Here is a 12364-nt window from a genome sequence, read left to right as displayed (position 1 = left end):
CCTTTAAACCTGAATGCCTTCTAACTGATTCATCAGCGTCTGCATTTCTGCACCGCCGGCCATCATGTCCAGCACTTCGTCCTTGGTGACATTGTCTTTGGTGAAGGTCCCCATCGATTTGCCGCGATTGAGCAAGGTGAAGGAATCGCCGATCGGATAGGCGTGATGCACATTATGGGTGATGAAAATCACCGATATGCCGCGTTCGCGCGCCTTGTGGATCAGCTTCAGCACATTGAACGATTGCTTGACGCCCAGCGCCGCGGTCGGCTCATCGAGAATCAACACCCGGGCGCCGAAGTGAATCGCACGGGCAATCGCCAGGCATTGTTTTTCGCCTCCCGACATGGTGCCGATGGCGTGATGCGGATCGCGCACCATGATGCCCATCTCCGCCAGCTTGGCGCGCGCCGTCTCGGCTGCGTAATTGATGTCCATGACGGTGATGCCGAACACCTTCTTGGTCGGCTCGCGCCCCATGAAGAAATTGCGCGCCACCGACAGCAAGGGCACCAGCGCCAGATCCTGGTAGACGGTGGCGACGCCGACATCCAGCGCCTCCTTCGGCGAATTGAAGGAAACCGGCTTGCCGTCGACCAGATATTCGCCTTCGGATGGCTTGTGGACTCCGGCCAGCGTCTTGATCAAGGTCGACTTGCCGGCGCCGTTGTCGCCCAGCAAACAATGTACCTCACCCTTTTTCAGACGCAAGGTGACGTTTTGCAAAGCGATCACCGAACCAAAATATTTGCTGACGTTTTCCAGCGCCAGGATAGTGTCATCCATGATTACCTCGCTTCCGTCACACGGCGACGGACATAATTATTGAACAATACGGCCACCAGCAGCATCACGCCGAGGAACACGCGGAACCAGTCGGAATTGAGATTGGTGTAGGTAATCCCGATCTGCACCACGCCGAAGATCAGCGCGCCGAAACAGGCGCCGATCACCGAGCCGTAGCCGCCGGTCAGCAAGGCGCCGCCAATGACTGCGGCGATGATCGCCTCAAATTCTTTTTGCAAGCCGCGATCTGCCGCAGCCGAACCGACATCGGCCACCTGCAGCACGGCAAACAGGCAGGCGCAAAAGGCGGTGAATACAAACAGCGAGGTCTTGACGCGTTTGACCGGTACGCCGACGTTCTTGGCGGCGTTGGCGTCACCGCCGACGGCGAAGATCCAGTTGCCGAAACGGGTACGCGCCAGAACGAAGCTCGCGCCCAACGCTAGTACCAGCCACCAGACGATGACCTTGGGAATGCCGCCGACCAGCGGCTGGCCGTTGGCCGCGGTGGCGATCCAGCCCTGCGCCGCCATCCAGTGAAACAAGCCGCTACCGAGATTACCGGTGAACAGCCAGCTGCCGAGCCAGTCCTGCGCCGCCAGGTCGCCGACGCCGCTGACGATGGTGCGGTTGGCAAACATGATCGACAAAGCCAGTGTCAGCCCGCGCAAAATGAACATGAAAGCCAGCGTGACGATGAAGGATGGCAGCTTGGTCTTGACCACAAGATATCCATTCAGCCAGCCCAGCGCCATCGAGCCGGCGAAGGCGAACATCACCGCCAGCCAGAATGGCCAGTGGAAATAAACGGTGGGAATCGCCACCATCATGCCGGCGAAACCGATCATGGAACCAATCGACAAATCGAACTCGCCGGCGATCATCAGCACACAAGCGCCGATCGAGATCAGACCGAGATAGGCAGCGACCTGCATCCAGTTGATGACGCCGTCCAGGTTGAACATGCCGGAATCGCCGGCGGCGATGCCGAATACGATAAACACCAGGATTGCGCCCGCCAGCGAGGCGAATTCCGGCCTCCCCAGGAAACGCTTCAACGGACCTTCCTTGCGGATCCGCTCGTCTTTCGGGGCGACGCTTTGCTGCGCCGGGCCGCTATCTTTGGCACTGAGCTTGTCGGCGTGCGCACTGCTTGAATTCATGACTGTATCTCCTGCTAGTATTTGCTTGGTTTTGCTTGTATTTGCTTGTATTGGCCAGTAGTCAAACCTCAGACTGGCGGCTTTAGTGGGGTAATGCAAGATTCTGCCGGCGCGGCTGCGCCCGGGAGAGTCGTCCCCCCAAGGATATTGGCTTGCCAACCACCCGCTCCGGGCGGATGGTCAGGCAAGGAAATGCGACAAATTAATGGAACGGAACCGGGCGCAATAAATTAACGATACTGGCCGGCGTATTTCAACACTTTATCGAGATTGTCTTTGGTGATGTAGCCGGGGCCGGAACTGATGTGGCGCGGACCGTAGATTGGCGCCAGACCGTATTCCGCCAGCCGTGCCTGGAACTTCGGATTGGCTTTCAGCTTGGCCTGGATGGCGGCCACATCGGTGATCTTGTCTTGCGTCATGATGGCCAGGACGGCAACCGGGATATAGCCTTGCAGGTAGGGTTGCTGGTCAATCGCGAACTGCACCGAGCCATCCTTGATACCCTTGGCGATTTCGTCGGACAGGTCGAAAGTAGCGAACCACATCTTGCCCTTCAAGCCCATTTTTTGCAGGGCGCGCAAGCTTGGCGACGCTGAATCCGGTCCCAGCGCCAATATCGCCTGGGTGCCCGGGTTGTTACGCAGATAAGCGCTGACCTTGCTCTCGATGCCGGTAGGATCCTGGCCGGCATCCAGCGTGGCTTTTTTATAATCGACGCCGATGGCGTCGGCAAAACCGCGGCAACGCTCAAAGGAGGACGGATTGGTGGCGTAGTGATTCACGCATAGGAAGGATTTGATACCGGCCGCCTTGGCTTTTTCGCCGGCGCCATGGCCTGCATCGTATTCCGGTTGGCCAACGTGCATGATCGCGCCCAGTTCTTCACTTTGTTTCTGGGTGCCGGAATTGATGGTAACCAGCGGAATTTTCTTGGCTGTCACGCTTTCCATGGACTTTTTGAGCACGCTGAAATCGGCAATGCTGACGATGACGCCATCGTAATGACGCGCCGCGGCCTGCTCGACCAGGCGCGCCATGTCTGCCAGGTCGCCATTGGGTGGATTACGGTAATCGACAGTGACATTGAAATCTTCGCCGGCCTGTTTGATGGCGTTCTTGATGGTGTTCCACCAGGAATCGGAATCCGGCGCATGGCTGATCAGGACAAATTTTTCATTCGCAGCATAACTGCTGCTCATCGCGCCAAAGCCCACTGCCAATGCCGCCACCATCAGAGCCTTGGTTAACATGTTAACCCGCCCCTTGCTTCTGAGTCGTTGCATAGTCATCTCCATTGTTGTTTTCGCTCTTGTTTTATTTGCAGCTCTTTGGGCCGATCTTTGCCTCGTCGCCCGAACCCGACTTCTTCATCGGTAATAAACAATAGAACAAGCGGATTCAATATGCAACAATTTTTTCAATTAAATTTAATTTAGAATTTTATTTTCACGCATTACATCAAATACATGAAATATCTTTATAATTGCCTCACGATATATATAAAGAAAGTACTCCATGGCAGACACCCCGACTGTCGACCAGTTGATGCTACAAATAGCCGACCAGTACGCGACGCTTTCGCGCCAGTTGAAAATCATCGCCACCTATGTAGAACAGCATCGCAGCAGCCTGATGCTGGAACGGATCAGCGACATTGCCGAGCATTGCGAAGTGCAACCCTCTGCCATCGTGCGCTTTGCCAAGCAGTTCGGCTTCAGCGGCTTCAGCGAGATGCAGGCGGTTTTCCGCGACGCCTATACGGCACAGGCAATTCCATCGCAAAACTACCAGCAGCGGATCCGTAAACTGATCGACGCCAAGCCGACACCACTCACCGGCGGCTCGATGGCGCGTGAATTCATTGCCGCCAGCCGCAGCGGCCTGGATGAGTTGTTGAACGGCATGGATGATGTGCAGTTCGATGCGGCGGTCAAGCTGCTGCAAAAGGCTGACAATATCTATGTGATCGGGGTGCGCCGCTCGTTCCCGATCGCCAGTTATATCGTATACGCGCTGCAGCACACCAATAAACGGGTGCACATGTTGTCCGGCCTGGGTGGCATGATCCGCGAACAGATCCGCAGCATCGGCAAGAACGACGTGGTGATCGCCATCAGCTTCACTCCCTACGGCAAGGAAACCCAGGCCTGCGTCAGGCTGGCGCACCATCATCAAGCCAAATCGCTGGTGATCACCGATAGCCAGCTGAGCCCGTTAGCTCGGCACGCGTCGGTACTGCTGACTGTAAAAGAAGGCAGCGCGTTTGCGTTCCGGTCGCTGACCAATGCCATGTGTTTATGCCAGGCATTGTTTATCGCACTAGCTTATAGGTTGGAGCTTAATGTTGAAGAAACCGGCGCAATTGAAGGTTACGATGAATAAAAAAACAACGGAATTGAGGTAGCATCTTCCCTGACAATGCCGTCATGCGCTAGCACACAGCATTCGGCGGCATGTACATTTGGGGAAATCATGCCTGAGCTCAAGCATATAGCGGAAAAACGCACGCAACTGCATAAAAAATCAGGGCTTGCGTCAGGTAATGGCCGCAGCTATGCTAATGCCATGGAAGCAAGAGTCAACAAGCTTGAAGAGTTTGCAATCGATACGCGCGAACGGCTTTCTCGTATAGAGACGAGGCTGGACGCATGCGCCACAAAATCCGATATCAAAGACCTGGAATCCACAATGTACAAGGAATTTTCGGTCATGCACAAAGAGTTCGCCGCGATGCATAAGGACTTGCACGGATTGACCTGGAAACTGATCGGCGCCGCAGGCGTGCTGGTTTCCGTGGTCTACTTCATCGCGACGCAAGTACAACCTTAAACGCCGGTTTTTCTACGCCTTGCGTTTTCCATCCCCAAGTCCGCATAAGCTGCCATAGACGCCTGACGTCGCCATCGCCGCTATACCCAGCTCTACGTCAAGAGAATGGGCCGCGGCCGACCTGCCCTCCCTCGACGGCAAGCCCAAGTTATAACAACACCGGTTGTTTTGACAACAAGGATTCTCGCAAGGCGATGCCGATCCGGGTCGCCTCGGTGGCATCGGCTAGCGTCAGCTCCAGCTTGCGCCGCTGCCGTATCGCCTCCACGAAAGAACTGACTTCCGTCAGGAAAGCATCCTCGAAACGCTCGAAAAAACTGGGCACGCACTCGTTGCGAACGCCATGTGCATCGGCAATTTCCAGGCGATTCTTGCGTGGATTGCTGCCCACCGTCAGGCGCCCTGCCGTGCCGGTGATTTCCGTCATCGTGTCATGCCCATGCGCCATGGTGCGCGAAGCATAGAAGGTCGCAATCTTGCCGTTTTCAAACTCGCAGATGGCGACGCCATTGTCCACATCATGGAACTGTTCCAGATCCTGATGGATGGCCCGGGTACCGCTGGCATACACTCTGACCGGCTGCGGATTGCCGAGCAGCCAGCGCGCAAGGTCGATGTCGTGCACGCTGCAATCAAGAAATATGCCGCCGCTGGTAGCGGCGAATTTGACGAAGAAACCGTCCGGATCATACTGGTCGCAGGTTTGCGAATACACCATGAACGGCGAGCCGATCGCACCTTGCTGGATTTTTCTATACGCGTCCTGATAACTGGCGTCGAAACGCCGAACAAAACCGATCATCACCTGGAGTTGCGGATGGCGTGCGGCTTCAGCGCTGACGCGGCGGCAATCCTCCAGATCCAGCGACAAGGGTTTTTCACAAAACACGTGCTTGCCAGCCTGCAAGGCCAGGATGATTTGCTGTGGATGCAAAGACGTCGGCGTTACCAAGAATACCGCATCCAGCCCGTCATGCGCCAGCAAGGCGGCATAATCCTCATAGAGATACGGCACTTGCAGTGTATCGCGGGCCCATTCCAGTTCGTTTTGCAACGGACTGCAGGCTGCTACCAGCTTAGCCCCCGGCACCCGCGACATCAGGTTTTCGGCATGACGCCGCCCTAGCCTGCCAAGACCGACGATGCCGACCTTCAATATCGGCGCATGGTTTGATGCATTGCTTGGCGCGTCGCTCATTTTGCCAACTCGATTGTGCGGTTTTCACGCCAGGACAGGGTTGCCGCCTCGGCCAGTTCCAGCGCTTTGACACCGTCTTCAATCGTAGTGCGAACCGCCACTTTATTCACCACGGCATCGAAGAAATGGGCGATCTCGCGGGCATAGGCGGCGCGATAACGCTCCAGGAAAAAGTGTTCCGGCTTGTCGTAGCTGACGCTGTGTCCGCTAGAAGCGACGACTTCGGTCGGCTTGTGGTTTCCCGCTTGCAGCATGCCTTTGCTACCCAGCACTTCAAAACGCTGGTCGTAGCCGTAAGCGGCGCGGCGGCTGGTATTGATCTGGCACAGGCGGCCGCGGCGGCTGCGGATGGTGACGGCGGCGCAATCGATATCGCCGGCCTCGGCAATCGCCGGGTCGGTCAGACAGCTGCCGGTGGCGGAGATGCTGACGGCTTCATCGTCGAGTATCCAGCGGAAAATATCAAAATCGTGGATCAGCATATCCTTGAAAATGCCGCCCGAGCTTTTGATATACGACACCGGCGGCGCGCCCGGGTCACGGCTGGTGACGATCAGCATTTCCGGATCGCCGATTTCACCGGCGGCCAGACGCATCTTGAGCGCATCGAAAGTAGGATCGAAACGGCGCTGGAAGCCGATCATGCAAGTCACCCCGGCGGCGGCAACCGCACTGGCGCAGGTCTTGGCGCGTTCCAGCGTAAGATCGACCGGTTTTTCGCAAAAAATCGCTTTGCCAGCAGCGGCGGCGCGCAAGATCAGGTCGGCATGGGTATCGGTACTGGAGGCAATCAACACTGCGCCGATGCTCGGATCGGCCAAGGCGTTGTCGATGTCGGTCACTTGCGCGCCGTGCTGCGCAGCCAGTTCTTGCGCTGCCTGGGCATTCACATCGCTGACATATTTCAGGTTGGCGCCTGGCTGCAGCGCCAGATTGCCTGCGTGGATCTTGCCGATACGACCGGCGCCGAATACCGCAACATTCATCATGTCTCATCTCCGTTTATGGTGGTGCTTTCAATTTCGCTTTCTCTTATTGTAGACATGAAACGGCTTATTTAGAAACAATTTTTCGTTTATTTTTTTAATCGAATATTTTTTGCATGACAGACATGCCGCATTACCCGTCATGCAATCCGCTAACGCATTTAACGCAAACGCAGCTTGTAACGCGCAGCAAGCGTAGCGATCACGCTCAGTAATGCGCCGCCGATGACATAGAAAGTGACCGCCAGCTTGTTATCGGTCACCGCGATCAGCCAGGTGATTGTCATGCCGGCGAAACCGCCGAAAATCATCACTGCAATGTTGTAACTCAGAGACATGCCTGTGCCACGCGTCTGGACCGGGAAGATGTCCGACAGCAGCGCCGGCATCGCGGCGAAATACATGGTCATCAACAAACCGATCACGCCTTGCACCAGCAGCAGATTGAAAAAACTGGGATTGAACGATAGCCACGAAAACAGCGGATAGGTCAGCAAGACGAATAACACGCTGCTAGCCAGCATGAAAGGCGTGCGGCCATATTTATCGGAAAGCTGGCCAACCAGAGGCGAGAACAGCAGCATGATCAAGCCCGCCAGGACCGTGGCGCTGAAGGAGGCAGTCGATGTCATGCCCAACTGCTTGACCGCGTAGGTCGGCATGTAGACCACAAGGTAAACCGAGACGGTGGCCATGATGACGCTGCCTGAGCCGATCAGCAAACGCAGTTTCTGGTCGCTCATGATGTCGCGCAATGGCGTGCGAGTGGCATCGGCTTGCGCGAACTCGGGCGACTCTTCCAGGTTGCGGCGGATGTAGTAACCGGCCGGTCCGATCAACAGGCCGAACAAAAACGGCAACCGCCAGCCCCAGGATTCCAACTGACCGGTGGAGAGCTGCGACGACAAGATCGCGCCAAACAATGCCGCCAGTACGATGCTCATGCCTTGGCTGGCAACCTGCCAGCTGGAGAAAAAGCCGCGCCGGTGCGGGGCGTGCTCCACCAGGAACGCGGTCGAGCTGCCGAACTCGCCGCCGGCGGAAAAGCCTTGCAGCAAGCGCGCCACGACGATGCCGGCCGGCGCCCACAATCCGATTTGCGCGTAGGTCGGCATGATCGCGATCAGCAAGGTGCCGATCATCATCAGCAAGATGGAGAGCGTCAATGCCGCTTTACGGCCGACGCGGTCGGAATAGGCGCCGATCACTATCGCCCCCAGTGGCCGCATGAAAAACGATACGCCGAACGTGGCGAAGGTAATCAGTAGTGAAACGGTCTGGTTTGCAGTTGGAAAAAACAGTTTGGCGATGGTGACCGCCATGGCGCTGTAGATCAGGACATCGAACCATTCGAGCGCATTGCCGATGGAGGATGAAATGACCGCACGCCAGGTTTGCGGATGCTGCTTGAACGATACTGCTGCGTTATTGCTAGTGCTGCCACTGTTGTCTACCGTGCTCCCCATGCTGCTCATAGTCATATCCTTTTATATTGTTTGACCACTGTAAAATCCTGGCGTCGCCACCAAGCTCATGCTGTGACGAAAAACAAATTACCACCACCTGCAACCACCTGCACCGGGTCTTTTATTTTCAGCCCTTGCACGACACATTACCGCTTGCGCCCCTCTTTCTACGTGTTTTTTTGATCCGGCATGATGTTGCATCACAGCATGAATTAATCTTGCCAGCCGCCCTGCGAGCACGTATAAACCAAATGTAATCGATTACATTTATATTTGCCACAGCATTTACCAACTCAGCCGATCTCATCCCATGCCATCCAAAACCACGCCCGCATCGATTGCCGCCGTCGCCGCCCACGCCGGCGTATCGGTGGCGACGGTGTCGCGTGTGATGAATGACCTGGACGGCGTGCGGCCGCCGACGCGCGACAAAGTACTGGCCTCCGTGACCGCGCTCGGCTACCGCATGAATCACCTGGCGCGCAACCTGCGCACCGCCGCCAGCCGCTTGCTGCTGACCATGGTGCCGGACGTAGGCAATCCGTTCTACTCGGAAATCGTGCGCGGCATCGATAGCGTGGCGCGCGAACACGGTTACTTCGTCATGCTGTGCGATACCGGCGCCGATGAAGGCCGCGAAAGCGCCTATTTCGACCTGCTGCGTACGCACCGCGCCGACGGCGCAATCTGCCTTGATCCCGACACCGTGCAACACGCCCTCGCCAATGAATCTACCGCTTTGCCGTGGGTGGCTTGCTGCGAATTCGATCCCGGCATCGCTGTCCCCTATGTCGGCGTGGATAATTACCGCGCTGCAGGCGACGCGGTGCGGCATTTGATCGAACGCGGCCATCGCCGCATCGGCCTGATTAATTCGGACCAGCGCTATCGCTATGCACGCGAGCGCCAGCGCGGCTATCTCGACGCCCTCCAGGCCGCCGGCCTGCAAGCCCAGGCAGGCTGGCGTCGTCAAGTGGAGAGTCTCGACTACGATGCAGGCAAGCTGGCGACATTGCAGATGATGGCGCAACCGGATGCGCCCACTGCGGTGTTTGCCGTATCGGATACGCTGGCGATCGGCGTTCTCAGCGCCATGCGCCAGCTGAACAAGCGCGTGCCCGAAGACGTCGCCGTGATCGGCTTCGATGATATCTCCCTGGCCGCGCAAAGCTGGCCGCCGCTGACTACCGTCGCCCAACCCATGCGCCTGCTCGGTGAAACCGCCGCCAAGCTGCTGCTGCTAAGGCTGGCCGATCCGGAAGCAACGGTGCGCGGCGTGCTGCTCGATCATCACCTGGTCAAGAGAGAAAGCAGCTAGCCATGAACGTTACGATCCGCTTCGATAATATTCGCAAGGATTTCGGCGCGGTACGTGTGTTGCATGGCGTCAGCTTTGAACTGCAGCCGGGTCTTGAATCTGACAAAACATCTGGCAGCGCATCTGGCAAAACATATGGCTTGCTAGGCGAGAACGGCGCCGGCAAATCAACCTTGATGAAGATACTGGCGGGTTACGAAAGCATTACCGAAGGAGAACTGGTCATCGATGGCGAGAGCCGCCGTTTCAGCGGTTCGCGCCAGGCAGAGACGTGCGGCATTGTGCTGATCCACCAGGAATTCAACCTGGCAGAGCACCTGACCATCGCGCAGAACATTTTCCTGGGACACGAAAAGCGCAAAGGCTGGCTGCTGGACGATGTTGCGATGCGCGCTGAAGCAGCGTCCTATCTGGCGCAGGTCGGCCTGGACGTTAGTCCGGACACCAAGGTCAGCGCCTTGATCGTCGCGGAAAAGCAACTGGTCGAAATCGCCAAGGCCTTGTCGCGCAAGGCACGCTTGCTGATCATGGACGAGCCGAGCGCAACGCTGACTTCCAGCGAAACGCAAAAACTGTTTACGTTGATGGCGCAACTCAAGCAGCAAGGCGTCACCATCATCTACATTTCGCACAAGCTGGATGAAATCGAAAGCAATACCGATGAAGTCATCATCATGCGCGATGGCCGCTTCATCACCCGCGAACCGACCGCCAGCCTGAGCCGCCACCAGATGGCAAACCTGATGGTGGGGCGCGATGTCTCCGACATGTTTCCAGCCAAGGCGATGCTGGCGGCGGATGCGCCGGTGCGGCTCAAGGTGGATCATCTCACCGTGCCTGGCTGGACCAGCGATCTCAATTTTGAAGTAAGGGCCGGCGAAATCCTCGGCTTTGCCGGCCTGGTCGGCGCCGGCCGCACTGAAGCCATGGAAGCTATCATCGGCCTGCGTCCACGCAGCAGCGGCCAGATCGCCATCGACGGCGATCCGCTGGATTTGCGCAATCCGCGCCAAGCCATGCAACACGGCTTGACCTATCTGAGCGAAGACCGCAAGGGTAAAGGCCTGCACGTTGATCTGGGCTTGCGTGAAAACCTGACCATTATGACGCTGGAGCGCTACTGCCACCCTTGGCTTGATCTAAAATCAGAAAAACAAGCGCTCACCCAGGCGCTGCAAGACTTCAACATCCGCGCCGGCAATCCACAAGTGAAGGCCAGCATGCTCTCCGGCGGCAACCAGCAAAAGCTGGCGCTGGCCAAATACCTGCATGCCGGTCCCCGTGTGGTGATCCTGGATGAGCCGACCCGCGGCGTCGATGTCGGCGCCAAACGCGACATCTATTTCCTGATTCACAAGCTCGCTGCCGAAGGCCGGGCAGTCATCGTTATCTCATCCGAACTGATCGAACTTATCGGCCTGTGCCATCGCGTCGCCGTGATGCGCGCCGGCATTTTACAAACCACGCTGGCCAATGACCAACTGAGCGAAGAGGAGTTGATTTCCCATGCTACCGGCACCCGCTGATTCCCGTGCATCTGCCCGGCTTTTGCATTACTTCAATCATCTGAAGGGTTTCGGACCGGTAGTCGGGCTGATCGGCCTGTGCATTGCCGGCACCTTGCTCAACGCTGAGTTTGCCACGGTCGAGAACCTGATGAATGTGCTGACGCGCACCGCCTTCATCGGCATCATCGCGGTCGGCATGACATTCGTGATTATCTCGGGCGGCATCGATCTCTCGGTCGGCTCGATGGCTGCGCTGATTGCAGGCAGCATGATCTATGTCATGAATACCCTGGCTGGCGGCATAGCTGGCATCGCTCTGGGGCCCTTGGCTATCGTGATGACGGGTATCACGATGGCGTTGCTGCTGGGCCTTGGCTTCGGTTTCCTGCACGGCTTGCTGATCACCAAGGGCAAGATCGAAGCATTCATCGTTACGCTCGGCACGCTGGGTATTTTCCGTTCCGTACTGACCTACCTGGCCGACGGCGGCGCGCTGACCCTGGACAACAAGCTTTCCGACCTGTATAGCCCGGTCTACTACACCGCCCTGCTCGGCATCCCGATCCCGATCTGGGTGTTCCTGACGGTAGCGCTGGGCGGCGCGCTGATCTTGAACCGCACCGCTTTCGGCCGCCATGTGCAAGCGATCGGTTCCAATGAACAGGTGGCGCGCTATGCCGCCATCCGCGTCGATTTCGTCAAGACCTGCAGCTACATGCTGCTCGGGGTGTGCGTCGGCATCGCCACCGTGTTGTATGTGCCTCGGCTCGGTTCTGCCTCGCCGACCACCGGCCTGTTGTGGGAACTGGAAGCGATTGCTGCGGTAGTGGTCGGCGGCACCGCGCTCAAAGGCGGTTCGGGCCGCATCGTCGGCACCGTGGTGGGGGCGATCCTGCTTTCTGTCATCAGCAACATTCTTAACCTGACCAGCATCATCAGCGTCTACCTGAACGCAGCAGTACAAGGCGTCGTCATCATCGCAGTGGCGTATTTTCAGCGCGGCCGTCGCTAAGGGTGTTTTCAAAAACCTTGCCTGCGCCATATCGTTTGTGGATTTCATTATTTCAAACCGGACGCCGATAACGGCGCCGTCACCTGGAGGAGATA

General features: G+C 57.3%; 11 protein-coding genes. 5 read left to right on the top strand and 6 right to left on the bottom strand.

Going from position 1 to position 12364, the window contains the following annotated elements:
* Positions 1 to 3: 3 nt before the first annotated feature.
* From ABI171_RS12455 to ABI171_RS12445, 3 genes are all read right to left on the bottom strand, one after another.
* The gene (locus tag ABI171_RS12455) at positions 4 to 786 is read right to left on the bottom strand and encodes an ATP-binding cassette domain-containing protein (RefSeq protein WP_038489478.1); all 783 of its coding nucleotides are present in this window, start codon (positions 784 to 786) and stop codon (positions 4 to 6) included.
* 2 nt (positions 787 to 788) lie between these two features.
* Positions 789 to 1949 carry an ABC transporter permease gene (locus ABI171_RS12450; protein ID WP_348092868.1) on the bottom strand — a complete coding sequence of 387 codons (1161 nt, stop codon included), beginning with the start codon at positions 1947 to 1949 and terminating at the stop codon, positions 789 to 791.
* Positions 1950 to 2179: 230 nt separating this feature from the next.
* Entirely contained in the window at positions 2180 to 3202 is a 1023-nt protein-coding gene (locus tag ABI171_RS12445) for a sugar ABC transporter substrate-binding protein (RefSeq protein WP_348092867.1), read from the bottom strand.
* 265 nt (positions 3203 to 3467) lie between these two features.
* Between ABI171_RS12445 and ABI171_RS12440 the strand changes: the two genes are divergently transcribed.
* Together ABI171_RS12440 and ABI171_RS12435 are read left to right on the top strand one after the other, a co-directional pair.
* A complete protein-coding gene (locus tag ABI171_RS12440) occupies positions 3468 to 4334 on the top strand; it encodes a MurR/RpiR family transcriptional regulator (RefSeq protein ID WP_348092866.1) in 867 nt (288 codons plus the stop codon).
* 90 nt (positions 4335 to 4424) lie between these two features.
* Positions 4425 to 4781, top strand: coding sequence for a hypothetical protein (locus tag ABI171_RS12435; RefSeq protein ID WP_348092865.1), 357 nt, complete (start codon positions 4425 to 4427; stop codon positions 4779 to 4781).
* A gap of 148 nt (positions 4782 to 4929) precedes the next feature.
* Here the strand turns inward: ABI171_RS12435 and ABI171_RS12430 are convergent, their stop codons facing one another.
* The 3 genes from ABI171_RS12430 to ABI171_RS12420 form a co-directional block, all read right to left on the bottom strand.
* The gene (locus ABI171_RS12430) at positions 4930 to 5979 is read right to left on the bottom strand and encodes a Gfo/Idh/MocA family oxidoreductase (protein ID WP_348092864.1); all 1050 of its coding nucleotides are present in this window, start codon (positions 5977 to 5979) and stop codon (positions 4930 to 4932) included.
* Positions 5976 to 6968 (bottom strand): inositol 2-dehydrogenase, encoded by a 993-nt coding sequence (gene iolG, locus ABI171_RS12425; RefSeq protein ID WP_348092863.1) that lies wholly within the window; start codon positions 6966 to 6968, stop codon positions 5976 to 5978. Before iolG ends, ABI171_RS12430 begins: the two co-directional genes overlap by 4 nt.
* Positions 6969 to 7126: 158 nt before the next feature.
* Positions 7127 to 8446 carry an MFS transporter gene (locus tag ABI171_RS12420; protein WP_348092862.1) on the bottom strand — a complete coding sequence of 440 codons (1320 nt, stop codon included), beginning with the start codon at positions 8444 to 8446 and terminating at the stop codon, positions 7127 to 7129.
* 295 nt (positions 8447 to 8741) lie between these two features.
* On the opposite strand from ABI171_RS12420, the gene ABI171_RS12415 reads away from it, so the two are divergent.
* From ABI171_RS12415 to ABI171_RS12405, 3 genes are read left to right on the top strand one after another with little or no spacing between them, the layout of a single operon-like run.
* Positions 8742 to 9749 (top strand): LacI family DNA-binding transcriptional regulator, encoded by a 1008-nt coding sequence (locus ABI171_RS12415; protein WP_348092861.1) that lies wholly within the window; start codon positions 8742 to 8744, stop codon positions 9747 to 9749.
* Positions 9750 to 9751: 2 nt separating this feature from the next.
* On the top strand, positions 9752 to 11275 hold the full coding sequence (locus ABI171_RS12410) for a sugar ABC transporter ATP-binding protein (protein ID WP_348092860.1): 1524 nt from the start codon (positions 9752 to 9754) through the stop codon (positions 11273 to 11275).
* Entirely contained in the window at positions 11256 to 12269 is a 1014-nt protein-coding gene (locus tag ABI171_RS12405) for an ABC transporter permease (RefSeq protein WP_348092859.1), read from the top strand. The genes ABI171_RS12410 and ABI171_RS12405 overlap by 20 nt, the downstream gene beginning before the upstream one ends.
* Positions 12270 to 12364: the final 95 nt, after the last annotated feature.

Source organism: Collimonas sp. (genome assembly GCF_039923675.1).
Classification (GTDB): domain Bacteria; phylum Pseudomonadota; class Gammaproteobacteria; order Burkholderiales; family Burkholderiaceae_D; genus Collimonas.
This window is presented reverse-complemented; position numbering and strand designations above follow the sequence as displayed.

What these genes read in the sequence shown, in the direction of transcription:
- ABI171_RS12415 (WP_348092861.1), top strand. Translation starts at nt 8,742, where the DNA reads ATGCCATCCAAAACCACGCCCGCATCGATTGCCGCCGTCGCCGCCCAC.
- ABI171_RS12430 (WP_348092864.1), bottom strand. Translation starts at nt 5,979, where the DNA reads ATGAGCGACGCGCCAAGCAATGCATCAAACCATGCGCCGATATTGAAG.
- ABI171_RS12450 (WP_348092868.1), bottom strand. Translation starts at nt 1,949, where the DNA reads ATGAATTCAAGCAGTGCGCACGCCGACAAGCTCAGTGCCAAAGATAGC.
- ABI171_RS12445 (WP_348092867.1), bottom strand. Translation starts at nt 3,202, where the DNA reads ATGTTAACCAAGGCTCTGATGGTGGCGGCATTGGCAGTGGGCTTTGGC.
- ABI171_RS12405 (WP_348092859.1), top strand. Translation starts at nt 11,256, where the DNA reads ATGCTACCGGCACCCGCTGATTCCCGTGCATCTGCCCGGCTTTTGCAT.
- iolG (WP_348092863.1), bottom strand. Translation starts at nt 6,968, where the DNA reads ATGATGAATGTTGCGGTATTCGGCGCCGGTCGTATCGGCAAGATCCAC.
- ABI171_RS12420 (WP_348092862.1), bottom strand. Translation starts at nt 8,446, where the DNA reads ATGACTATGAGCAGCATGGGGAGCACGGTAGACAACAGTGGCAGCACT.
- ABI171_RS12410 (WP_348092860.1), top strand. Translation starts at nt 9,752, where the DNA reads ATGAACGTTACGATCCGCTTCGATAATATTCGCAAGGATTTCGGCGCG.
- ABI171_RS12435 (WP_348092865.1), top strand. Translation starts at nt 4,425, where the DNA reads ATGCCTGAGCTCAAGCATATAGCGGAAAAACGCACGCAACTGCATAAA.
- ABI171_RS12455 (WP_038489478.1), bottom strand. Translation starts at nt 786, where the DNA reads ATGGATGACACTATCCTGGCGCTGGAAAACGTCAGCAAATATTTTGGT.
- ABI171_RS12440 (WP_348092866.1), top strand. Translation starts at nt 3,468, where the DNA reads ATGGCAGACACCCCGACTGTCGACCAGTTGATGCTACAAATAGCCGAC.